The sequence below is a fragment of the Rhodoferax sp. genome (genome assembly GCF_023701345.1).
Classification (GTDB): domain Bacteria; phylum Pseudomonadota; class Gammaproteobacteria; order Burkholderiales; family Burkholderiaceae_C; genus Rhodoferax.
Genome location: NZ_JAMPXE010000004.1, coordinates 24,800 through 47,489, shown reverse-complemented (window position 1 = coordinate 47,489; position 22,690 = coordinate 24,800). Strand labels below are relative to the sequence as shown.

Annotated in this window: 20 protein-coding genes and 1 pseudogene; 9 read left to right on the top strand and 12 right to left on the bottom strand. The window is 54.5% G+C overall.

Annotation, left to right across the window (positions count from 1 at the left end):
* Positions 1–11 precede the first annotated feature (11 nt).
* Complete coding sequence (locus NDI87_RS17465) at positions 12–116, top strand: hypothetical protein (RefSeq protein WP_366028134.1); 105 nt, start codon at positions 12–14, stop codon at positions 114–116.
* A gap of 119 nt (positions 117–235) precedes the next feature.
* Here NDI87_RS17465 and NDI87_RS01460 read toward each other — a convergent pair whose 3' ends face one another.
* From NDI87_RS01460 to NDI87_RS01405, 12 genes and pseudogenes are all read right to left on the bottom strand, one after another.
* Positions 236–457, bottom strand: coding sequence for a hypothetical protein (locus tag NDI87_RS01460; protein ID WP_296273019.1), 222 nt, complete (start codon positions 455–457; stop codon positions 236–238).
* A 16-nt stretch (positions 458–473) separates the two neighbouring features.
* Positions 474–2,067, bottom strand: a pseudogene (locus tag NDI87_RS01455) (IS66 family transposase).
* Positions 2,068–2,149: 82 nt separating this feature from the next.
* Positions 2,150–2,491, bottom strand: a complete 342-nt coding sequence (gene tnpB, locus NDI87_RS01450) for an IS66 family insertion sequence element accessory protein TnpB (protein ID WP_296273018.1) — start codon at positions 2,489–2,491, stop codon at positions 2,150–2,152.
* The gene (locus tag NDI87_RS01445) at positions 2,488–2,895 is read right to left on the bottom strand and encodes a transposase (protein WP_296273017.1); all 408 of its coding nucleotides are present in this window, start codon (positions 2,893–2,895) and stop codon (positions 2,488–2,490) included. The genes tnpB and NDI87_RS01445 overlap by 4 nt, the downstream gene beginning before the upstream one ends.
* 186 nt (positions 2,896–3,081) lie before the next feature.
* Positions 3,082–3,939, bottom strand: a complete 858-nt coding sequence (locus tag NDI87_RS01440; RefSeq protein ID WP_296273016.1) for an HNH endonuclease — start codon at positions 3,937–3,939, stop codon at positions 3,082–3,084.
* Positions 3,936–5,507 (bottom strand): AAA family ATPase, encoded by a 1,572-nt coding sequence (locus NDI87_RS01435; RefSeq protein WP_296273015.1) that lies wholly within the window; start codon positions 5,505–5,507, stop codon positions 3,936–3,938. The genes NDI87_RS01440 and NDI87_RS01435 overlap by 4 nt, the downstream gene beginning before the upstream one ends.
* Positions 5,508–5,526: 19 nt before the next feature.
* On the bottom strand, positions 5,527–8,523 hold the full coding sequence (locus NDI87_RS01430) for a type I restriction endonuclease subunit R (RefSeq protein WP_296273014.1): 2,997 nt from the start codon (positions 8,521–8,523) through the stop codon (positions 5,527–5,529).
* A gap of 2 nt (positions 8,524–8,525) precedes the next feature.
* Positions 8,526–9,713 (bottom strand): restriction endonuclease subunit S, encoded by a 1,188-nt coding sequence (locus NDI87_RS01425; RefSeq protein WP_296273013.1) that lies wholly within the window; start codon positions 9,711–9,713, stop codon positions 8,526–8,528.
* Positions 9,706–11,589 carry an ATP-binding protein gene (locus tag NDI87_RS01420; RefSeq protein WP_296273012.1) on the bottom strand — a complete coding sequence of 628 codons (1,884 nt, stop codon included), beginning with the start codon at positions 11,587–11,589 and terminating at the stop codon, positions 9,706–9,708. The genes NDI87_RS01425 and NDI87_RS01420 overlap by 8 nt, the downstream gene beginning before the upstream one ends.
* On the bottom strand, positions 11,582–13,099 hold the full coding sequence (locus NDI87_RS01415) for a class I SAM-dependent DNA methyltransferase (RefSeq protein ID WP_296273011.1): 1,518 nt from the start codon (positions 13,097–13,099) through the stop codon (positions 11,582–11,584). Before NDI87_RS01415 ends, NDI87_RS01420 begins: the two co-directional genes overlap by 8 nt.
* Positions 13,096–14,631: a class I SAM-dependent DNA methyltransferase gene (locus NDI87_RS01410; protein ID WP_366028129.1), complete on the bottom strand. Its 1,536-nt coding sequence runs from the start codon at positions 14,629–14,631 to the stop codon at positions 13,096–13,098. The genes NDI87_RS01415 and NDI87_RS01410 overlap by 4 nt, the downstream gene beginning before the upstream one ends.
* Positions 14,632–14,881: 250 nt before the next feature.
* A complete protein-coding gene (locus NDI87_RS01405; protein ID WP_296273009.1) occupies positions 14,882–15,157 on the bottom strand; it encodes a helix-turn-helix domain-containing protein in 276 nt (91 codons plus the stop codon).
* A gap of 495 nt (positions 15,158–15,652) precedes the next feature.
* Between NDI87_RS01405 and NDI87_RS01400 the strand changes: the two genes are divergently transcribed.
* The 8 genes from NDI87_RS01400 (at position 15,653) to speB (ending at position 22,368) form a co-directional block, all read left to right on the top strand.
* Positions 15,653–16,507 (top strand): transporter substrate-binding domain-containing protein, encoded by an 855-nt coding sequence (locus NDI87_RS01400; RefSeq protein WP_296273008.1) that lies wholly within the window; start codon positions 15,653–15,655, stop codon positions 16,505–16,507.
* Positions 16,508–16,544: 37 nt separating this feature from the next.
* Positions 16,545–17,207: an amino acid ABC transporter permease gene (locus tag NDI87_RS01395; protein WP_296273007.1), complete on the top strand. Its 663-nt coding sequence runs from the start codon at positions 16,545–16,547 to the stop codon at positions 17,205–17,207.
* Entirely contained in the window at positions 17,204–17,863 is a 660-nt protein-coding gene (locus NDI87_RS01390) for an amino acid ABC transporter permease (RefSeq protein ID WP_296273006.1), read from the top strand. Before NDI87_RS01395 ends, NDI87_RS01390 begins: the two co-directional genes overlap by 4 nt.
* A gap of 1 nt (position 17,864) precedes the next feature.
* Complete coding sequence (locus tag NDI87_RS01385; RefSeq protein ID WP_296273005.1) at positions 17,865–18,701, top strand: amino acid ABC transporter ATP-binding protein; 837 nt, start codon at positions 17,865–17,867, stop codon at positions 18,699–18,701.
* A gap of 47 nt (positions 18,702–18,748) precedes the next feature.
* Positions 18,749–19,981, top strand: coding sequence for a M20 family metallo-hydrolase (locus tag NDI87_RS01380; RefSeq protein WP_296273004.1), 1,233 nt, complete (start codon positions 18,749–18,751; stop codon positions 19,979–19,981).
* 38 nt (positions 19,982–20,019) lie between these two features.
* Positions 20,020–20,715 carry an urea carboxylase-associated family protein gene (locus tag NDI87_RS01375; RefSeq protein ID WP_296273003.1) on the top strand — a complete coding sequence of 232 codons (696 nt, stop codon included), beginning with the start codon at positions 20,020–20,022 and terminating at the stop codon, positions 20,713–20,715.
* A 68-nt stretch (positions 20,716–20,783) separates the two neighbouring features.
* Entirely contained in the window at positions 20,784–21,422 is a 639-nt protein-coding gene (locus NDI87_RS01370) for a cupin domain-containing protein (RefSeq protein WP_296273002.1), read from the top strand.
* A 7-nt stretch (positions 21,423–21,429) separates the two neighbouring features.
* A complete protein-coding gene (gene speB, locus NDI87_RS01365; RefSeq protein WP_296273001.1) occupies positions 21,430–22,368 on the top strand; it encodes an agmatinase in 939 nt (312 codons plus the stop codon).
* The last annotated feature ends 322 nt before the right edge of the window (positions 22,369–22,690 follow it).

The following is a 22,690-nucleotide window of genomic DNA, read 5'->3' as shown; positions in this document are numbered from 1 at the left end:
TTGACGACGCCATCGAAGCCGACAAGGTCTTCACCATGCTGATGGGCGACGAGGTCGAGCCGCGCCGCGAGTTCATCGAAACCAATGCGCTGCAGGCGGGGAATATCGACATTTGATTTGTGTCGACCTGATCAAAGTTTTGCCGTTATGAAGGCAAAGTTTTGCCGGTGTAAGCTCTTAGTGATTTTTCGAAAAGTAAGCGTCCAGTCACGCCGTCTTGACGGCATGAGCGGAATCACTCGCCATTGATTTCGTCGATGATTTCACCATCGTGGTAGAACTTCCCAATAGCTTTGTCGAGACGCTTGAGTAACGCGCTCAGTGTTTCGCCGTCCCGGCGAACAAGCATTGCCACGGTGTTGTGGTTGTCCGCGGCAGTCGCTGCGCATCCGACCGGGAAGACCGCGCCAATCGCAATGTCACCCCCGTCAGCGATCAGTGCTTCGACGTTCTTCATGCATTCTTTTTTTCCGTCAAACACCTGACTGCCAGCGGTGTGGAAGCAGTTCCTCGATACGACTGTTCATGTGGCCAGGCAATCTTGTCAGCACGTCCTTGAGATAGGCCCATGGGTCGTGGCCATGCATCTTGGCGGACTTCAACGACCGCTGCGCGTTGACCGGCCAGTTCGCTGCCGGCGAAGAGCCACGCTTTTCGCCCCATAGCCCATGGTCTCACCAGATTTTCGATGTGGTTGTTATCAATCTGAACGGATCCGTTGTCCAGGTAAGCAGTCAGCGCAGCCCATCGGTTCAGACTGTAGTCAATCGCTTTGGCCGTTGCGCTGCCCTCTGGCACGCGCTGCCTTTCCAGTTTCAACCATTTATGCAGATCTTCACAGAGCGGCTTGGAGCTCGACTGCCTGATAACCAAGCGCTCTTCAGCCGAGCAGCCTTTGACCTGGCGCTCAATTTGGTAGAGCGCTGCAATGCGCTGCAGCGCCAGTGTTCCCACCGGACTCAGGTTGTCCTTGATCAGCTCATCAAATTTCCGGCGTGCGTGAGCAAAGCAACCGGCGCCAACGCGTTGCTCCTGATTCATGACCTGGTCATACGCACCATAGCCATCGCAGACCAGCGTGCCTGACCATCCCTTAAGGAATTCAAGCGGGTACTTTGCCCCTCTGCCCAGGCAGAATTCGTAGACCACGCCGGGTGAGACATCAAGACCGCTCCGGGCATAAGCCCATATGTAGGCTCGTTTGGTTTTACCCGATCCGGGGTCGAGCATGGCTACCGGGGTTTCATCGGCATGCACCACACGGCAACTCAGGACAAACTCCCGATGCACGTCATACAGGGGTACCAGGGCAGCGCCGGCCTGGCCGGACCAAGACGCCAGCGTTGAGCGCGGTGTGTGAACGCCAGAGCGGGCGTTGATTTGTTCCTGGCGGTAATACGGAATGTGGTCGACGAAGCGGCTCACTGTGGTGTGTGCCACCAGACCCGCGGTGGGCATACCCTTGTCAATAACGTGTGGCTCCACCGGTTCTTGCACCAGGGTCTGGCAGCACTTGCAAGCCCACTTGCCCCGGATGTGGCGATGAACAAAGAACTGTGCCGGAATGATGTCCAGGCGCTCGCTCACGTCTTCTCCAATACGCGCCATGGCCTGACCGCATTTGCACGTCGTGTTCTCTGGCTCATGGTGGTGGTCAACCCGTTTGAGGTGCTCAGGCAGGACTTGGCGCTTTGGCTGACGAAGGGTGTTGGTGTCTGGCGTGTTGCCAATCTCACTGGAGGCCTTCAGTGCTGCGAGTTGTGCCTCCAGGTCTGCCTGGTCGGCTGCCAGCGTTTCTTCAAATAACTGGCGCTGCTCGGCATTCATGCGTTCGGTCTTTGCATCAAAGCGCCAGGCCTTCAGACGGCGCAGCTCAAACGTGATGCGTTCGATCTTGGCATCCTTGAACACAATGGCCTGTGCCTGCGATTCGATCTGCTGATCTTGCTGGGCAATATGCTGGCTCTGTTGACCAATGTGTTGGAGCACCTTGGCTGCCAATTCTGCCGCAGCGCAGGGACTCAGACCGACAAAGTCTTGAGGGCTGAGTTCGTGCACGTTGAGCATGTTTGTATTGTGCAAATAATGCACAAAAAAATGAATTAGGGCATCCGCTAATTGCCTCGCGCCACCGCTTTGCCCACAGTTCTCACAGTCGAATAATGGTCTGCGTTTGTTCCAGTCGACTCCATGGAAGTCCCAACACCAGGGCATCGAATTGCCGCTGTGTCAACGTGATCGAGGCCGACATATCAGAGCTGCCTCGTGGCCATTCAAATCCGCCTTGATTGAGCCGCCGGGCTGCACACCACAGGCCAAAGCCATCGTGCAGCAGTAATTTGATACGGTTGCCCCGCGCGTTGGCAAACAGGTAGCCATGATGGGCCTGGGCAGATCCGAACACCTGCACAACCCGTGCAAGCAAACGCTCCGTCCCCATGCGCATGTCTATGGGGGTTGTTGCCAGCCAGAGGGCGTCGATTCGTATCATCGCAGCCACTCCCGCAACCAGGCTCCACATTCGCTGGCAGATTGCACAGGCCACGTCACAGTTACCTTGCCGCCTGCACGTTGAATCTCAACTCGGATGTCTTCAGTGGCAGCGCTCTGAGCGGTGGTGGCTTGCGCGCACTTTGCCAAATCTGGGTTTACGCACGGAGACGCTGCCAATTGCAGCGGGATAAATGTCGAAGCTCCCCTTTGCAGTTCGACCAGTTCCCGGCGTTGGCGCTCTTCCCGCATCCAGCGGTGCACCATGTTCGGGTTGATGCCGTAACCCAGCGCAACGCCGGCAAGCGACGCGCCTGGCTGGCGACATTGCTCCAGCACTCCAGCCTTGAACTCCGCGCTGTACTCACGTCGCCGAGGGCGATCTACTGTTGGTAATTGATTCATCGTCTCCACGTTCTCCTTCGTGGGGACGATGCCTGATCATTTGAGTCGATTCAAGATGGGATGCCTAGCCGCTTACTTCGAAAAATCTTACTTGATACGTAAACAGCTGCTGATGCGGCTGTTTTGCTGTGTGGGTTTGTGATTGGGTCTCAGAAATTGTTGTCACTTTATGAAGTGCCGTCTTAGCTAAGAGTGAATGTAACCACTTGCGCAGTACCAATCTGACCTTGATAACGCTTCGTACAAAGCTGCCTTCCAACCATTTGTGCGTTGGCCGCGCTCCATCTGCGCGATAAGGTTGAGATGCGCAGTCCGGAGCCGTTGCGTCGGTAGCGCAGTGAGATAGTCAGACACAGACACCATTTCACTGGCTGCTTCAATCGCAAACCGATCAGCTAGATCAAATTCACCAAAGTAGCTTTTAACGCGCAATGACAGGTCAGACGGCCAATCCAAAGGCGCAACAAATGCATAGGTTGCAGTGACAGGCTTGGATTCTGCGATTGTTGCAAAAAGCCATGCATCTTTTTCAATTCGCGCGTCTTCGAAGTACGGATGCGAAGCCTCAGTATCCTTTAAAACGATCACACTACCCTTACCCTTGTTGCAATCACTGCAAGCAGGCACAAGGTTATTCGGCATAACAGAAAACGCTGGATATCTGGCTTTGGCAAGGAAATGATCTACTGTTGTCGCCTGACCAAACCCACAATACGGACACTTCCCTAATGGCGCCGATGCGAGCAGCTGGTCATAGTAACTTCTACCAGGGTATCGCTTGTTCACCATATAGGATTCGTACAACTCCCCCAAATCCGCTTTGGTCAGAGAATCAAGAATCACCTGCTCACCCTTTCCCCAAGCGCATGCAGGAAATTGATATAAGCTATGTGCGGAAGCGTGAGCTTCATACACCAGTGATGCAGCTTCAAAGGCTTTCGAAGCTGCCTTATAGCGGGCTAAGATTGTTACATCCTTCACTCCACTGATACATGCATCGTATACCTGAGAAGCAGTCAAAATTGGGCGTGGAAGTCTCTTCATTGAGTGAATTCAGAGCTTGCGTCTCGATTAGCAATGAGAGTCAGCAAAATCGCCCTCGCTTCGGTGCCAAGTTGATCGCGGTAATTGCCACAAATAGACTCATAGGAACCGCCAGCGTCAACTGAGTGTTGAAGAATCTCATGAAAACCTGACTTCGAAACCTCCAGTCCGAAGACCTCCCTGGTGAGTATCCCAACGTTCTCACCGAAAGTTTCTCGTTCAGGACGATCAGATCGCCCTTGAGCTCTAATCCTCGTCAGCTTCCACACACAAGAACGGGGTACTTCTTGCAAGACCACCGGTGAATGCGTCGCAACAATGGCAACACCATTCCGATCATGAAGCAAATCGGAAAGAGCTCTAGTGAACGCGGATAAAAGAGGCGGATGTAAATGACTTTCTGGTTCGTCGATCAGGACTAGTGCCTTTTCTTGCACTGTGTCGACAAGCTTGGTAATTGTCAGCAAAACGATCGAATGGCCGGAGCTCATACGCCCAGCGATTGCACCGGCTGCTCGCGCCGCCTCTTTGTCGTCTAAGTCAATAAGTCTCTCTAGCGCCATGTCGGCGAAATTTGAATCTGATGCCAAGCGCCGAATTGCAGTCAACCATCTGGCTTTCTTCGCAGGCTGGCTCAAACAAGATTTAAAACTTGAAACGAAGTCATTTACAAGGTCCCCAGATGTTTTTGGCGTGAGTGCTTCAGTGCTCTGGGCCCCTGATCTGGCATTCTTCATACCAATGTAAAAAAATGCTGGCCCTTGAGAACGATCCTGTTGATCAGGAGGCGGGAGGAAAGGGTCAAAAGCACTAAATGAAACAGATACAACGTTGCTGAAGTAACTATGGGGTAGCGGCTTTCTATCTAAAAATTCTTCCTCAAGGTGAAATTGGCAAAGTGGTTCACTCTCCCTTTTTGTCTCCTGCATTAGAGTACGCACCATGTTGTTCAAAAGGGTCGTCTTACCGACACCATTCCGTCCAATCAGCACGTGTACATTTGAAGATGGTGTCGATCCAGCAGACACACGAAAATTAATTGCCACGGCTGCATTCTTTTCATTCCCATCTTGGGCATATGAAAAGTGGAAATCGGTCAGCTCGGCTTGTCCATTCAGAACACGTTTGAACTGATCTTTGATTGTGGAAAGACCAACACCACGGGTCAATGATTCCCGAAAAACCAGTTCATTCGCGGCAACTACAAGTAGTTCCTCGCTGTTTACTACGTCTTTCAAAGCTAAAAGAATGGCCGCGCAAAGTTCAGGTTTCAAAGAGCTGCGGACAGTCTTGTAATAGTCCACATCTTGACCGAGTGAAAACCAACCATCCGGTAAGCTTTCGAAGGCTGCGGGAATCTTTTCCCGGGTCCAGCCTTTTGGTTGATCGACATACCCAATTTTCAACGTGCCAAGTTCAATTCGATTGCCATGAACGTCGATGTAGGTTGCGTCAAAAGATGTCTTAAAAGAATAGTCATCCCAGTTTCCCGGTTTGAGTTGCACAACCTCTCGAAGCTTTGATGAGACTTGGTCACTTAGACCCAGAACTCTGAACTGAATTTGCATCTTTTGCCTGACTGGTAGTTCAGTAATACTGTCGGATGTAGGTGAAGGCCTTCACGAATAGGTCCTCATCAGCGTGCAGCTTGTATTTGAAGAGCGCCTTGCGTAGAGCCTTCTTCACCTCGCGCTCACCGGCCTGCGTTCCCTGCCATCCTGGAAAACGAACTAGGCGAACAATTTCATCGATATCCGACACCAAACGTTCAACAATGATAGGCGTCTCGGTGGTTTTTACCTCGTTGAATAGCTCCGTTAACGCCGCCTTGCCGCGATCTTCATCTTCTTCGGGTGGTACTTCCTTTTCGGCCTGCAGTGTTTCCTTGGCAATTTCCAGCAACTGCTTCAAGAATTCGACGCTGTTGATCTGCCCGGATTCAAACCTATCTTTGAGGGCATCCAACCGTTCGGACAGCTTTTTGAATTTCGGATTGCCCAGATGCTTGCGCATGCGCCGAACCAATTTGATCTCGATTTCTTTTGCACTCTTTGGGTCCGGATTGGACAGCACGGCCTCAAGCAAGTCAGCGTCCAACACCAGCGTGTCAAGATCGTCGCGAACCGCATCAACATGCACGTTCTGATGAATCAATTCAATGGTCTTGGCGCCCAGCGAATGCCAGATCAGCTTGCCGTGTCCACTCGATGGCTGCACCGACTGGTACACCTGAGACAGCCATTTGTAGTCCGTCTCAAACGGACCTAATACCGAGTCGGGCGACAGGGCCTCCCATATCTTACTCAGCAGGCTGTATTCGGCAGCAAAGTTGTCGCGCACCGTGTTGTTGGGCAGGCATTGCTGCGCCGCAATCAATCCTTCGTAACCCGTCTGGCTGCGATCCACTCCGGAGAAGAACACGAGGCATTTCTGCATGGCCTCGGGCAATTTGTCTTTCAGCTCTTGAATGTTGCTAACCACCTGCTTGACGCTTTGGTCGTCAAACTCCAGTGCCGCTGCCACATCATCAAAAATGCCCAGATAGTCCACGATCAAGCCATGCGTTTTCTGATCGGAATATGTGCGGTTGACCCGGCAAATGGCTTGCAGCAAGCTGTGGTCGCGCAATGGCTTGTCCAAGTACATCGCTTGCAGGATGGGCGCATCAAAGCCAGTCAGCAACTTGGCGGTCACGATGATCAGCTTGAGCGGGTCAGCCGGGTCACGAAAACGGTCCAGCAAGCGTTCCTCGGCGTCACGGCTGCGGTCATAAGCTGCGTATTCCGGGTGTTCCTTCTTATCAGCGGCCTGTACCGACATGACGATGTCGCTTGCTTCGGGCGGCAGCAGTTTGTCCAGTTCTGCTTTGTACAACAGGCAGGACTCCCGGTCGAAGGTGACGATCTGCCCCTTAAAGCCGTTGGGCTCCACCTTGGTTTGGTAGTGCAGCACGATGTCTTCACAGACGCGCCGAATGCGCTCCGGCGTTTTCACCAACACGGCCATCTTGGCAGCGGTCTTGCCCAGAGAGTCCCGATCCAGGTCTGACAAACCACCTGTCAGGTCCTTGAATGCTGCTTCGATCGCTGTTTTGTCGATGTGCAGGTTGACCAGTCGCGGCTCGAAATGCAGTTTCAAGGTGGCGCCATCCCGGATGGATTCCTCAAACCCGTAGCGGCTCATGTAGCCCAAAGCATCCTCATCCGCACCAAAGGCGTAAAAGGTATTGCGGTCAGAGCGGTTGATGGGCGTGCCGGTCAGGCCGAACAGAAACGCATTGGGCAGCGCCTCACGCATTTTGCGGCCCAGGTCACCTTCTTGCGTGCGGTGGGCTTCATCCACCAGCGCAATGATGTTGCTACGGTCATTCAGGCAGCCGGTAGCTTCACCAAACTTGAAGATGGTGGTGATGATGATCTTGCGAACATCCTGCCCCAGCAACTGTTGGAGCTTCTCGCGGGTGTCCGCTTTGTCCAAGTTTGGGATGTCGGCACCGGTGAAAGTGCCGGTGATCTGGCTATCCAGATCGATGCGGTCCACCACAATGATGACCGTGGGGTTCTTCAAGTGCAAGTGCATGCGCAGCTTTTGCGCGGCAAACACCATCAGCAATGATTTGCCTGACCCCTGAAAGTGCCAAATCAGCCCCTTCTTGGGATAGCCAGCCACCACGCGCTCGACGAGTTTGTTTGCAGCTTCGTATTGCTGGTAGCGGCAAATAATTTTGATGCGGCGTTTTTTCTTGTCTGTGGCAAACAGGGTGAAACTACCCAAAATGTCCAGCACCACGTTGGGCCGCAACATGCTTTCGGCTGACAGCTTGAGCGTTTTCAGCGGGTGGTGATGGGAACCATCCGACTCTTTGCCCTCGTCAAGGTGCCATGGGCCCCAGTCCTTGACTGGCAGTCCAATGGATCCGTAGTGGTATTCCTTGCCCTCGGTGGCAACTGAGAACACGTTGCAAACGAACAGCTCGGGCACAAACTTCTCGTAGTCCGCGTTTACCTGCACCGCACCATCTACCCAGCTGATGCACTTTTTGACCGGTGTTTTGGCCTCAATCAGCACAAGTGGCATGCCGTTCACCAGCAGCACCAAATCGGCACGACGCTCATTGGGCCCGGCCCGGTAGGTGTACTGCTGGGTGACGATGTACTGGTTTTGCGACAAGTCGTCCAGGTCAATCAGGTGCACCGGCACATGCTGGTTGTTGTCGCCAAAAGGCATGGAGCGTTCACCACGCATCCAGGCAGTCATCTCTTCATTGGCGCGTATCAACCCGTCAGAACGCACCGACAACACGATGGCCCGCAGCTTGTAGAGCACCTCATCCGCACGGTCAGGTTGGGCCGCGATTTCAGGGTTTAGACGGATCAGCGCTTCACGCAGCCAGGATTCGACCAACACCTCCTGAATCTGGCGTGGCACCTCCGCCGGTGCCTTGTAACCCCAGCCGATACCCTTGGGACTTGTGCCATAACTGGCCTGAGGCTCTTGCGCAACATTGACAGGAACTGCCTTTACGGGGCCAGCGAGAAGGTCGCGGACGTAGGCTTCGACGGTGTTTGATTCTGTAAATGCCATGGTCAACGCACCCCTGCCAATCTGTTTACGAGCATTGTGCTCATATCTCTTGACGATTTCAGTCGCCTTGTGAGTCCATCAATTGCTTGATCAACATCTGCACACTGATCAATTACATCGCGCTGAATAGAAAGTTTTGGAACTGCGATTTCATATTTAGCAAGGTGCTGCCAGAACATATGCTTGACCTTGCTTCCCTCGCAATTCGCGTGCGCATGCTGGCGAAAACGCGTAGTTTGCAAACATCGAAAGAGGAATTCTGGCAACAGTAATTCTTCGTTGCACCGGAATCTCCCGATTCGCTGATTGAGCAGACTCTTGTCGTTTTCTTTGGCGAGGCAGACCCGCCCCATGAACCCGTCATCGAGAGACTGCGCGGTTAGATTTATGACAACATCGCCCGGCTGTATGACGAAGTCCTCCGCAGTCTTTTCCCACGCCGGATCCAAGCACACAGTTTTTCCCTCGGCCCATTGAAGGTAGCCAGACGAACCGAGGTTTCCTGGTCTCAAGAGCTTCAAACCATGATCAGCATATTGATCGGCAGGAAATGGGCGGCCGTTTTGCATGCTCCCAACAGTTTCGAGGCGAGCCACTTGGCCATCTTCGGGAAAAGCGAGCAAATAATCAATTGCCGACTTGCGCATGGCTTGCAAATGAGACAGCGCTTCATCCTGTGCATTTGCAGCATGAGATGCTGCTTGCAATAACTCCACAGCTTTATGCTGCTTCTCCAACGGTGGCAGCTCAAACTCAAAATCAGACAGGCTTGTCCAATTCGTGCGTGGGCTAAGTGAGCCGGCTGAGGTCCCAACTGCGTGATCAAAGAATGCATCGGTTTGGCAAATGAACGGCAGCAACTCAAGCATCAGGACCGTGGCATCCTTAGTTTCCATCACATAGATGTCGCCTGAACACACGCCAGAAAAGTCCGCCACAGCAACCTTGCGCTGGTAAGCGCGACGCTTGCCGAATAACACCTGCCCGGGGCGGAAAACGCTGGTGAAGGTGACGCCATCGGCCACATTGCCCCAATTGCGAATCCGCAAATCACCTGGCTCCAAGTGCTCCAGACCAACGTATCGCTCCACGCCTTCGGCCAGAGGGTCAGCGCAACGGGCCTTGGACAACTGCACCACGTCGCCAAACTTCACGCGACGCCAGCCGGGTTTCAATTTCTTCTCAGTCATGACTCGTGCTCTCGTCCCCGGATGCGACATAAGCCTGGTGCGGGTGTTTGGCAGTTTCCGGGTAGCGGAAGCGCAGTTGGCCTTCACGCACCATGGGGATCAGGTGTTTGTTGCGCAGGTAATGGCGGTCCTTGTCCAGAAAGGTTGCAAGCTGGTCAACGGTCAGGGGTGCCCAGGCACACAGTCGGCGGATGCCCTCGCGCAGGGCTTCGGCACCGACGCGGCCCGTCAAGGTTGCAAGTAAGGTTGCAAGCTCGGGCGGCAAGGTTGCAAGCTCTGGGTTGCAAGCTGCAGGATCGGTCTCAGGCGCATGCATGCCGTTTCCATTGGCACTTAACGGGATTCCCAGCGGCAGCTCTGGCTGTCTGGTGTCCAAGATTTCTAGAGGTTCGGCACTGGCGAGTGTGTAGTAAGTGCGGCTGCCAGCCCCCTGCTTTGCCAGCAGTCCCCGGTCGCGCAGGCGGCGCAGCACCAAGCTGGCCGCCAGGGTGTCGAGCCCACAGAAGTCGCGACAAGCCGTGTTGTCCACGGCGCCAGTGGCACGGGCGTATATCAATACCTTGGCTTCGTCGGCACCGATGGTCGAGCCTGCAAAGCTGCGCAGCCAAGCATGATCATCCTCGGTCAGCAGGTTGTGCAGGAAAAGTGTGAGCTTGAATTCATTGGCATAGCGATCTGAATGAAACTCAGGCATTGGCAAACCGGCCTCTGCAGCCAGCCGACGCATGGCACGAATCCCGGTGCCCTTGGCCTCGGCCAGGTGCAGGTCTTGCAAAACGGCCGCAATGGTCGGGTTGCGCAGGCGGGAGCCGGGCGTACCCAACTGAGCCGGTTCCTTGACCGAATAGCCGACATTGCGGATTTCGATACGGTTGCTGTAGCGGATGATCTGAATGGGGCTGTGCAGGGTGTAGTTGCGGTGCATGGCAGCATTGGCCAGCGCCTCACGAATGACCTTGCGCGGCAGGATGGGTTCTTGCACGCTCTGCAGCTGCCCCTCAGGCAAGCGAAACCCTTTGGGCAGTTCATCGATGATGCTGGCTTCCGCTTGCGGCAGCGCGAGCAGCAAGGGTTTGCGGATATCGATGGACTGAAAACGGTTATCAGGGTCTTGCACCCATTCGTTACCCGGTACTCGGATGTAGTCGATGCGCACCATTGGCAGCAGACGGCGCAAGGCGATGGGCTTGCCAAAAAGAACGATGCCAGCCAGCGTGGGTTGCAGGCGACCATCCACCCGGCGCAGCATGCCAAGGGCCTCGAACATGTCTTCGTCACCATAGGCGAGTTCTTCCGCCTGAGGATTGATGCGGGCGCGCTCCCGTCGGTAAGTGGCAACTGCAGCTGGGTCGAAGTCATCCATTCGGGCATCGGGCAGGATGCTCAAATCCGGACCATGCAGAGGCTGACTTTCGCCGCGCAAGACCCACAAGTCTTCATCCACGCAATGCTGGTCGGTTGAGCCAATGCGGCGGTATGCACCACGTGGCAGGCCTGTCGCCTTGATATAAACCGGCTTCTGCGTGACATCGACTTCAGGTACATACACCACCAAAACGGTTTTGCCATCCACCGTTTCCAGCTGCATCTCCGGTCTCAAGGCGATGTTGAGCATGGACGCGCACTGGCTGGCCAGATCGCGTTGCACTTTGTCGGGGTCAGGCAGGCCAGCAGCGCGGTACACGGTATCGCCCTTGTCGTTGACGAACCAATCGGCCCCCAGCAGCAAATAACCTCCATCCAGCCCAGGCTCGTTAGCGAAGGCGATGACGGTTTGCATCACTGACTTGCCCAGCTCACTGGCTCGCTTGGCCTCAATGCCGGTGGATTCGTCCACTGCATTGAGTTCCTCGAAGAGTTCACCGGCACTACGCATCACTTGCCTCCTGCTCGACCAGCCCATCCAGAGTTTCCACCAGCGCGTCCATCTGCAGCCAGAAGGCGCGGCCTTCGGTTTGCCATTGATCCCAGGCCGAGCGCAGCGTCACCGCATCGCCGTTGTTGTCGGTTGCAGCGACAGCAGCAAGACGCTTGACGTACATCGGAATCGATAGATTGCCAGCATTTGCCGTGATCTCGGCCAGGCTTGCCACCTTGGCGAAACCGGGCACATCCGCAAAGGCCTTGAAGATATCCAGAATGTGCTGCTGGTGCTCCGGCTTCAAAAAGCTCTGCGCCCGCTCGCGTGTGACGTCATTCACCGCATCGATGAAGATGACCTTGCCTTTGCGATTGGTGGGCTTTTTGCGGTTGCAGACAACTACGCAGGACTCCATCGGGGAGTTGTAAAACAGGTTGGGCCCCAAGCCAATCACGGCCTCGACCCAGTCCTGCTCAATCATCTTGGTGCGCATGGCCTGTTCTTCGTTACGGAACAACACACCATGTGGCCAGAGCACTGCGCAGCGCCCCCTGGCGGTCAGGCTGGCCAGAATGTGCTGCTGAAATGCATAGTCCGCCCGGCCTTGTGGCGGGGTGCCGAAGAAGTTGCGGCCCCATTTGTCTTGCGTCCAGGCCTCGCGATCCCACTGCTTGATGGAATAGGGCGGATTGGCCAGGATGACATCGAACTGGCGCAGGCGGTCACCTTCAATGTGCCGGGGGTCAGCCAACGTGTCGCCACGGATGATGGCGAAGTCTTCCACCCCATGCAGGAACAGGTTCATGCGTGCGATGCTGGAGGTGATCAGGTTGCGCTCCTGGCCATAAAGTTTGAGCGTACGGTACTCACCGCCAGAGCGTTTGACCTCGTCCAGCGCAGAAATCAACATGCCGCCAGTGCCGCAAGTGGGGTCGTAAATCGATTCACCAGGCTGGGGGCTCAGCAGTTGCGTCATCAAGTGGACAACGGTGCGGTTGGTGTAAAACTCTGCTGCCGTGTGGCCGGAGTCGTCTGCAAACTTCTTGATCAGATATTCGTAGGCGTTGCCCAGTTCATCCTCGGGCACGCTGACAACGGACAGCGTCTGGGTCGAGAAATGCTCAATCAGGTTTTTCAGCGTTTCGTCGGGCAGGCGTTCACGGTTGGTCCAAGGCGCATCACCAAAGATGCCATCCAGCATGTCGGGATTGGCGGATTCGATGGCACGCATGGCGCGTTGAATGGTTGCGCCCAAGTTTTTCGGTGTTTGGCGCACATCGTTCCAGTGGGCACCATCCGGGATTTGGAAACGGTGGTTTTCTGAGAACTTGGCATACGACAGGTCGCCGTTCGTGTCAGCCACAGCAGCTTGGTATTCTTCTTCCCAGACGTCGGCAACACGCTTGTAAAACAGCAGCGGAAAGATGAACTGCTTGTAGTCACCAGCGTCGATCAGGCCACGCAGCAGCACGGCGGCACCCCAAAGGTAGCTTTCGAGCTCTTGTTGGGTGATGCGTGTGCTCATTGCAGCCACCCTCCTTCAGTCATAACCGAGGCCAATCGGGATTCGGCTTCACGACAGCGGGTGAGTGCATCCTTGAACGCGGCAATGGCTTCTGGCAGAGGTGGGATGTCTTCTTGCAGTGGCGGCAACACGTAGCGCGAAATGTTGAGCGTCCAGTCCTCAGATTTGACGTCGTCAAGGCTGACGATGCGCACGGAATCTGGCACGTCTTCGAATTTTTCGAACCAGCGCTGAATTTCCAGGGCCTGCTCTGGCTCCAGATAATTCTGTGCTCGGCCACGACGGAACAGGCGGGATGCGTCGGCAATCATGATTTTTTTGCGCCGATTGGCTGGCTTTTTCTTGCGCAGCACCAGGATGCAAGCTGCCAGACCGGTGCCATAGAACAGATTTGGTGCCAGCCCAATCACAGCCTCGACCAAATCCATCTCCAGAAGCTTCTGGCGAATGGTGCCTTCGGCGCCTTTGCGGAACAGTGCCCCCTGCGGCAGCACGACGGCCATGCGCCCTTTGACTTCGGCCATCGACTTGACCATATGCTGCACCCAGGCAAAGTCGCCAGAACTGGATGGCGGCAGACCAGCGAAGTTGCGACCAAAGGGGTCATTGAACCACTGTTCTTCACCCCATTTTTCCAGTGAAAAAGGCGGGTTGGCGATAACGCAGTCGAAATTTGCCAGGCGGTCACCATCGAAAAAAGCCGGGTTACGTAGGGTATCGCCGCGTACGATTTGAAAGTCCTCAATGCCATGCAGGAACAGATTCATCCGGGCGATGGACGACGTGGTGAGGTTTTTTTCCTGGCCAAACAGCTTGCCCCACAGCCGCTTGACATCGCCATGGGTGTCTTTGACGTGCTGAACGGCTGCGAGCAACATGCCGCCGGTACCGCAGGCGGGGTCGTAGATGGTCTCACCTTCACGAGGGTCGAGCATTTCTATCATCAGGCGCACCACACTGCGTGGCGTGTAAAACTCGCCAGCCTTCTTGTTGGTGGCGTCAGCAAATTTTTTGATCAAATATTCGTAGGCGTCACCCAGCAGATCTGAATTGACGTTGTGATTGCCAAACGGCAGCTTGGAAAAGTGCTCGATCAGGTCTTTGAGCAGGGGATCAGACAGCCGGTCTTTGTTGGACCACTGGGCATCACCAAAGACGCCATACAGCGAGTCAGGATTGGTTTTTTCGATCTCCCGCATGGCAACCTGTAATGCCGTGCCGACATTGGTTGCTTTGGCACGAACGTCATTCCAGTGGCAGTTTTCAGGGATTTGGAAGCGGTGCGACTCGGGGAACCAGGCCAGCTGCTCATCGCCTGTTTCGTCAACGATCTCCTGGTATTCCTCGTCCCAAACATCACAAATGCGCTTAAAAAACAGCAGCGGGAAGATGTATGTCTTGAAATCTGCGGCATCGACAGGGCCACGCAGGATGTTGGCGGACTCCCAGAGGTGAGATTCGAGCAGATTGAGTGTGACAGTTTCGGCTGACAAGTGTTGCCTTGCTATGGTTGTTATGGATGCTGATCTCATTATCCAGCCTATAACGGACAAACTTACCAACAGAGTCCAATGTCAGCAATTTGGAAACAACCAGCTTCGTATGGCAGGAAGGTGGAGCCATACCTTTCTTGCTCGAAACCCGAAGGTCGGCAAAAGGTCTGCGGTCATCTGGATAGAGTGGCCACCAGGCATAGATAGGTCCATGCACGAGGTGTTTTCATTCCAGTTCACTCGGACGCGCTGGATCTGAAACCTGCTGATGCGGCTCGGGTTATCAGCTTTACCCCAGAAAGTTGCGTTTTCTGTTCTTTTCACCTCTTTCGAGGATTCTATAGACCGTTGACAGCCCAATACCAAGCTTGGTTGCTATCTTGGCTTTACTAAATCCGGAGTCGAGATCGTGGTTTATTTCGGTGGCCGTGGGCAGTTTCAACCTTTTAAACTGCTGCTCTGCATCCCGCCATGCCCGCTCTTCCAGCAGAGTCCTTGGAACATCGCAGCTTGCAAAAGCTGAATCCTTGGCAAACACCGGGTGGTCTCGATCAACGCCTCGCATTTTGAGGTCAATTTCCAGTGAGTAACGCCCTAAACCCCACCAGGCTCTGAATAAGCCTTTTAGCGACAAAAGTTCCTTGGCAGAATGGTTCAGACGCTGTCGGTCGGACTACATCTTTGTTGATGAGGCCGGACAAATGGCTTTGGCGAACTTGGTCGCGATGGCTACCCCCTCAGGATTCGGGGCGATTCAGCGTATCTGTGGTCAACAAATTCACCAAGTCGAATCTGGTTGCATTGGCTGAGCATCATGCAGACGAAGGGTGACACTCGTGATTGGCCCGTCGCGCGCCGACAAATTTCTCTTTATCACTGGTGGTTGCACCAACAGAGTGCCAGGCGCATCAAAAGAGAGTGCGCACAACCAATAGTGACATGAAATGCATGTCAAAACCCCAGAAAAATATGGCACGACCTTTGCTTAATGAGTTGTGATTCAAGTTACTTGAATTAATTGAATAACTATTGATAACCCACTCTTTCGTGAAGGCCCCATATGAAAAAAGCGTTTCAACACATCGTTTCGACAGGAGCATTTCTGGGATGCTGCCTAGGTCTATTTTCATCTGCCGCCAGCGCAGACTTGCTGACAGATGTGAAGCAAAAGAAAGAAATGACTATCGGTACTGAGGCACAGTTTGCCCCGTTCGAGTTCATCAAAGACGGCAAGATTGTCGGCTACAGTGCCGATTTGCTGAGTTTGGTTATGGCCGACTTGCCAGGTGTGCAGGCAAACCGCCAGGATGTGCCATTTCAAGCGATTCTGCCGGGCCTTTCGGTCAAGAAATTTGACTTTGTGGTGACATCAGTGACAGTCACAAAGGATCGCGATGCCAAATTCGCCTTCACGCTTCCGATTGCTGAAGCCACCGTTGCCATCTTGCGTCGCACGCAAGATGGCAATTTCACTTCACCCGACCAACTCAGCGGCAAAGTCGTGGGTTCACAGGCTGGTTCTGCTCAGCTAAAAGTGGCGCGGGACTTCGATAGCAAGCTGCGCGCCCAGGGCAAACCTGGTTTGAAGGACATTCGCGAATACGTGTCCTTTGATGAAGCCTATGCTGACTTAGCCGCCGGTCGCCTGGATGCCGTGGCGCAGTCGATGTCTAACTTGGGCCCGCTGGTTAAAAGTCGCCCAGACACTTTCGCAGTGGTTCAACCCGCCATTGGTCCCAAGACCTATTACGCATGGGTGGGCCGAAAGGACGGTGACAGTGCATCGCTTGTGAAGTTCTTCAGTGACGGCATTGCTCGCGCCAACACCAGCGGCAAGATGACAGAACTGCAAAAGAAATGGTTCGGGTTCACGATGCCACTGCCCGTTGACCGCCTGCCAGCACCAGAAATGTAAGGGCTGACAACCCAGCACCAGGCAAATTGGAGCCGCCATGATGACATTCACCGAACGACTGACCGAATATGCGCCGGCGATCGTCTCAGGACTGATCACAACAGCCGCAATTTCCGCCATTGCGATTGCGCTGGGTTTTATGGTCGCCGTGTGCTTGTACATTCTGCGAACCCAATTCCCGCGTGCTGGGGCAAAACCTGTTCAGGTTTATGTGAGTTTTTTCCGTGGTACGCCACTGTTGGTGCAGTTGCTTATCCTGTTTTATGTGCCCGCCGCCTTGGGCCTGGACATCAACCCCTGGCTAGCCGCTGTGACGGTCCTGGGGTTGAACTCAGCAGCGTTTCAGAGTGAGATTCTGCGCGCCGGGTTCGCAGCTATTCCTGCGGCTCAAATTGAAGCTGCACGTGTTTTTGGATTGAACCGACAACAGATTCTGTGGCACATCCAAATGCCACAGGTGGTGCGCCTTACCCTGCCGTCGCTAACGTCGGAGTCCATCGACATCATCAAGGGTTCCGCAGTTATTTCAGTGTTGGCCATTGCCGATTTGATGCGTGTGGGAAAGCAGCTGGTGGCAGTGTCATACCGGCCTCTTGAGGTTTACCTGTCGATTGCCTGCGCCTACCTGCTGCTCACAACGCTGGTGAGTTGGGCCGCGTTGCAACTGACACGACATCGTCAAGTGGATAAACAGCCATGAATTTCGATTTAATTGTCCAAATCCTGCCATCTTTTGCACGTGCTGCATGGATCACATTCTGGATTTCCGTATTGGCAATCTGCCTCGGCGCAATCGGTGGTTTTGCACTAAACGCGTTTTTGCAACTTTACCCACGGATGAACGTGATCTACAAGACTTTTGTCTGGCTCATCCGGGGCACACCCTTTCTGGCGCAGTTGTTTGTTTTGTACTTCGGTTTGCCACAAATTGGCATCACCTTGAGTGCCTTGCAGGCCACCGTGATCGGCCTTAGTCTTTATGGCACCGCCTATTTCGGTGAAATATTCCGCGCCACTTGGCAATCAATTCCGAAGGGGCAGATTGAGGCAGGTCGTATCTTTGGCCTGAGCCGCCTTCGCATCCTGCGCCACATTGAAATGCCACAGGCGGTCCGGTTGGCCATTCCAATGCTTACAAACCAGGCCATTCTGATTCTCAAGGAATCGTCAGTGGCCTCCATCATCACCGTGCCAGAGCTCACCATGACTGCCGGAACCATCGTGGCAGAAACCTTTTCCTACATCGAACCCTACTTGCTATTGGGCCTGATTTACTGGCTTTTTGCCGTCGCCATGACTTGGCTTGGTCACACCGCCGAGCGCCTCTCCACCCCTCCTTATCAGAAAGTAGCCTGAGATGCATCCCGTCACCGTCCCCATGGTCAGCTTGCAAGGCGTAGGCAAGTCTTATGCTGGCACCCAGGTATTACGTAATTTCAATCTTGAAGTTCAGCGCGGAGAAGTCATTACCTTGATTGGTCCCTCGGGTTCTGGGAAAACTACTGCACTGCGTTGCATGAACTTTCTTGAGGAGTATGACGAGGGGGAAATCCGCATCCGCGGCGCCCTGCTAGGTTATGAAATAAAAGCAGACGGTCAGCGCTGCCGCGAGAGTGAACGCAACATTGCAGACGTTCGGGCGCCAGTGGCCATGGTGTTTCAGCAGTTCAACTTGTGGCCTCATATGCGGGTCATTGACAACGTCATCACGCCACTTACCCTTGGCAAAGGCGTCCCGCTGGAACTGGCCCGTGTGCACGCCATGAATGCCTTGCAGCGTGTGGGCTTATCCAGCAAAGCGGATGCCTACCCCGCACAACTCAGCGGTGGGCAGCAACAGCGCGTGGGCATCGCCCGTGCCCTGGTGGTTGAGCCGGAGGTGATGTTGTTGGACGAGCCTACCTCTGCACTCGATCCAGAACTGGTCGATGAAGTTCTGGAGGTCATTCAATCACTGGCGAGCGAGGGCATGACCATGGTCATCGTGACCCATGAGATGGGTTTTGCTGCCAAGGTCTCCAGCCGGGTGGTCTTCATGGAGGCCGGTCAGATCATTGAATGTGGAGCCCCCAAGGAACTCTTTACCGCGCCAAAGACAGATCGCTTGCGAACCTTTTTACGAACTTGGTTCAGTCGCAACCGCAACAGTACCGTGGACATCAAAGAGATCGCTGAAGGCGAGGTGGACGCGTGAATAGTCTCCACGAAATCCAAGTCCCGGCGTCGCAGGCGCAAGGTGTCATGGACCATATCAACGGTGACCGTTTGATGCAAATGTTGCGCCAACTGGCTAGTTTTGGCATGCGAAACGACAGCGGTGTTTCCCGCGAGGCGCTTACCCCGACGGAGCTGGAGGCTCGCCAATGGCTTTGTAGTCTGTTTACCGGTTCCCAGTACCAGTGGGTGATCGACGACGCAGCCAACCTGCTGTTGCGCCGCGAGGGGACTTGCCCAGAACTCGCTCCCGTAATGACAGGTAGCCATATCGACACTCAGCCAGTGGGTGGCTGGCTGGATGGTGCCTATGGGGTGATGGCCGGCCTGGAGGTACTTCATGCACTGGACGACGCAGGCATTCAGACCCGGCGTGCCATCGAAGTTGTGGCCTGGACAAACGAAGAGGGCTCGCGATTCAGCCCTGGCGCCATGGGATCCAGCGCGTTCAGCCAGCCTGATCGTTTGATTGGCTTTCTGGAGGCACAGGATAACGATGGGCATCGGTTTGAGAGCGCACGCGATGCTGCCCTTCAGGTGACCCCAGCCGCAAAAAAAGCCGCACTGGGTCATCCGGTGCATGCATATATCGAAGCACACATAGAGCAGGGCCCCGTCATGGAACTCGGTGGCTACAGCTTGGGCGTCGTCAGCTCCATCCAGGGGGTGCGCTGGTACGAAGTGACGGTGCATGGCAACAGCGCGCATGCAGGTACAACACCGCTGATGGCACGCCAGGATGCCTTGCTGACCGCAGCAACCATGGTCAGTCAACTAGGAGCGGAAGCTGCCGCCCGCAATGACCATGCTTTGCGCTTGACCGTGGGGCGGTTTGAGGTGTCTCCAGGCTCCATCAACACCGTTGCCGATCGCGTGACCTTCAGCGTGGATATACGTCACCCGCAAGAATCTGAATTGATCGCGATGCAAGATCTGCTTGGCAGCGTGCTGGAGCGAAACGTGGGTACGTGTACTCACGAAGTTCGCTTGCTGATGCAACGATCTCCCACCTTGTTTGACGACCACGTTCTGTCCGTTTTGAGTGCTGCCGTGGTGGCCACTGGAGTCCCACACTGTAGCTTGGGATCCGGGGCGTTTCATGACGCCATGTACCTTGCGGACTGTTGTCCAGCAGCCATGTTATTTGTACCCAGCATCGAAGGCATCAGTCACAACGCTGCTGAAAACACCCACACAGCCGATTTGGTCGCTGGCGCAAAGGCATTGGCCTTCGCGCTTGTAACCCTGGCTATTACTTGACCCCCCATTTTCATCACACTGCAAACAAGGAGCTCTTCATGACCATCGAAACCACCATCAACACTATTGTTGACAACAGCGAGCCCGCTGGCAACAACGACACACTGCGTCAGCCCATTTCTGCCGATGGCACGCCAGAGCTGAATAAAGTTTATGAGGTGCCGGCCCGAAAAGGTCGCGCCGTGCGCGTGGCGGCAGGTCAGACCATCCGCATTATCAATACCCACGGTACCCAGGTGTGTGACATGTGGGCGTTCAAGACTGGCCAGATGAACGAGTTCTTGTCCATGGAACACCTGCACGCATGGATCGACCGAATTAACCCCCGGCCAGGCGACGCGATGGTGACCAACCGACGTCGTTCCATTCTGAAATTCAAGACTGACACGTCGGTGGGCGTGCACGACACACTGATTGCCGCATGCGACATCCACCGTTATCGCAATTTGGGCGTGGAGGGCTATCACGATAGCTGCGCCGACAATTTGCGCCTTGCCCTTAAAGCCATCGGCCTGCAGACGCGTGAAGTACCGGGTTCACTCAATCTGTGGATGAATATTCCATTTGATAAGGACGGTGCGATTCAATGGCTGCCCACAGTAAGTCAACCCGGTGACTATGTTGAGTTTGTCGCTGACATGGACTGTATTGTGGTGTTGTCCGCCTGCCCACAGGATATCGTGGCCATCAACAGCAACAAACCCATGCCGGTTCATTTTTCTGTGCACGATTGAGTGGCTCGTGAGACACTTTCCACTGTACTTTTAACAAAATCACCAAGCTACTTGCTTGCATCGCTTCCATGCCTGCACCCAGAAATCAAAACGCTGATGGCAATTCCAATCGGAATGAAGCGCTTGCCACTTCTGACCTGGATCCTGCCATTGTTCTGGGTGGGCGGATTCGTCACGCCAGAACTTTGCGCGGCCTGACACTCAAACAGTTGGCCAGCCAGGCGGATTGCTCCGAGAGCATGTTGTCCAAAATTGAATGCGGTTTAGCATCGCCTTCGCTGGCAACACTCCACCGCATCGCTCAGGCGTTACAGACCAATGTGGCTGAATTGACCACATTGGTTCAGACGCTTCCAAGCCCTGTCATGCGGGCCGCTGACCGGCCTGTCGTGCACTTCAATATGGGCAAATCCCAAAACAAAAGCATCCGTTTGGAACGACTGGTGCCGCCGCTCAGAGGACAGCTGTTGCAAGGGGACATTCACGTACTAGAGCCGGGAACGTCCTCCACCGATAGCATCCAGCACCAAGGTGAGGAAATCGGTTACGTGCTGCAGGGTTCATTGAGCCTCACCATAGGCGACAGCACTTACCAACTCTCCCCTGGCGATTCGTTTTACTTTGCCAGCGAGCAGTCTCACAGCTACAGAAATGCCGGGGAGGAAGTCACCAAAGTGTTATGGATCAATACGCCACCCACCTTCTGATACTGCCATGATCGCCACCGACACATCTGCCCAAAACCTTCCGCGCTTTTGCGGCGTACCCACCTTCATGCGTGCGCCATTAGTCACCGCGCATGGTGAATTCGACATCGGGATTGCCGGGGTGCCTTTCGACGGCGGTGTCACCGCGCGATCTGGGGCGCGCTACGGACCACGCGAAATTCGCAACATGTCCACCATGACGCGGGCCATTCACCATGTCACTGGTTTCAATCCTTTTGCAGCCTGCCGCGTCGGCGATGTGGGGGATGTTCCATTTACAAATTTATATGACCTTGAAAAGGCGCACGATGAGATTCGCCAGTTTCTGCAACCCTTTTTTCAGAATGGGAAAAAGATGCTGATGGTCGGCGGAGATCACTCCATTACCTACCCCATATTCCAAGCCATGCAACCCGCAGAGCCATTGGGCATGGTCCATATTGATGCTCACACAGACACTTGGGACACATTTGCTGGATCCAAATTCACGCATGGCTCTCCCTTCAGGCGGGCAGTTGAAGCTGGGCTGCTTGACCCCCGGCGCACAGTCCAAATTGGCATACGTGGTGCGCAAAACTCGGACTCTGGCTGGCGTTTTTCGCATGAATCTGGCATGCGCGTCATCTTCATTGAAGAATTTGACCGCATGGGTGTGGAAGCTGTGATCGCCGAGGCCCGGCGAGTCGTGGGCATGGGGCCGACGTATCTTTCGATCGACGTCGATGGACTTGACCCCGTTTTTGCGCCCGGAACAGGTACACCGGAGATTGGAGGGCTTACAACCCGCGAGACGCTCCAGTTGATACGTGGTCTCAGCGGCCTTGATCTGCGGGGTGCCGACGTTGTTGAAGTGGCACCGCCTTATGATCCGAGCGGTAACACTGCGCTTTTGGGTGCGACCTTGCTTTATGAAGCCTTGTGCTTGCTCGCTGAAAGCTATCAATAATTGCGTGCTCGGGTGAGCGTGGCCACTGGTTACGGCGATGTGACCGTATACGCAAGGCGGCAAAAAATTTCTCGACAATAGTACAAGTTTGCCTACAATTACATCAGTCGTCGAGACCTAAACTTACGCCAAATTGTCTTGGGTTAAACGTTTTTTGTCCTGAACACTAAAGCATTTGGATGCTTTTTCAACCCAAAGAATTGCCGAATTCCAAACGGCAAGTCTTTGGGTTCAGAAGTCCAACATTCGGCAAGACTTTGCCTGCAAAACCGGCAAAACTTTGAATTCGGTTCAGCGTAAGTCATTGATTTCAAATGCTGGG

Coding starts and splice junctions, on each gene's coding strand:
- NDI87_RS01460 (WP_296273019.1), bottom strand. CDS start 457: ATGAAGAACGTCGAAGCACTGATCGCTGACGGGGGTGACATTGCGATT.
- tnpB (WP_296273018.1), bottom strand. CDS start 2,491: ATGATACGAATCGACGCCCTCTGGCTGGCAACAACCCCCATAGACATG.
- NDI87_RS01445 (WP_296273017.1), bottom strand. CDS start 2,895: ATGAATCAATTACCAACAGTAGATCGCCCTCGGCGACGTGAGTACAGC.
- NDI87_RS01440 (WP_296273016.1), bottom strand. CDS start 3,939: ATGAAGAGACTTCCACGCCCAATTTTGACTGCTTCTCAGGTATACGAT.
- NDI87_RS01435 (WP_296273015.1), bottom strand. CDS start 5,507: ATGCAAATTCAGTTCAGAGTTCTGGGTCTAAGTGACCAAGTCTCATCA.
- NDI87_RS01430 (WP_296273014.1), bottom strand. CDS start 8,523: ATGGCATTTACAGAATCAAACACCGTCGAAGCCTACGTCCGCGACCTT.
- NDI87_RS01425 (WP_296273013.1), bottom strand. CDS start 9,713: ATGACTGAGAAGAAATTGAAACCCGGCTGGCGTCGCGTGAAGTTTGGC.
- NDI87_RS01420 (WP_296273012.1), bottom strand. CDS start 11,589: ATGCGTAGTGCCGGTGAACTCTTCGAGGAACTCAATGCAGTGGACGAA.
- NDI87_RS01415 (WP_296273011.1), bottom strand. CDS start 13,099: ATGAGCACACGCATCACCCAACAAGAGCTCGAAAGCTACCTTTGGGGT.
- NDI87_RS01410 (WP_366028129.1), bottom strand. CDS start 14,631: ATGAGATCAGCATCCATAACAACCATAGCAAGGCAACACTTGTCAGCC.
- NDI87_RS01405 (WP_296273009.1), bottom strand. CDS start 15,157: ATGCGAGGCGTTGATCGAGACCACCCGGTGTTTGCCAAGGATTCAGCT.
- NDI87_RS01400 (WP_296273008.1), top strand. CDS start 15,653: ATGAAAAAAGCGTTTCAACACATCGTTTCGACAGGAGCATTTCTGGGA.
- NDI87_RS01395 (WP_296273007.1), top strand. CDS start 16,545: ATGATGACATTCACCGAACGACTGACCGAATATGCGCCGGCGATCGTC.
- NDI87_RS01390 (WP_296273006.1), top strand. CDS start 17,204: ATGAATTTCGATTTAATTGTCCAAATCCTGCCATCTTTTGCACGTGCT.
- NDI87_RS01385 (WP_296273005.1), top strand. CDS start 17,865: ATGCATCCCGTCACCGTCCCCATGGTCAGCTTGCAAGGCGTAGGCAAG.
- NDI87_RS01380 (WP_296273004.1), top strand. CDS start 18,749: ATGGACCATATCAACGGTGACCGTTTGATGCAAATGTTGCGCCAACTG.
- NDI87_RS01375 (WP_296273003.1), top strand. CDS start 20,020: ATGACCATCGAAACCACCATCAACACTATTGTTGACAACAGCGAGCCC.
- NDI87_RS01370 (WP_296273002.1), top strand. CDS start 20,784: ATGCCTGCACCCAGAAATCAAAACGCTGATGGCAATTCCAATCGGAAT.
- speB (WP_296273001.1), top strand. CDS start 21,430: ATGATCGCCACCGACACATCTGCCCAAAACCTTCCGCGCTTTTGCGGC.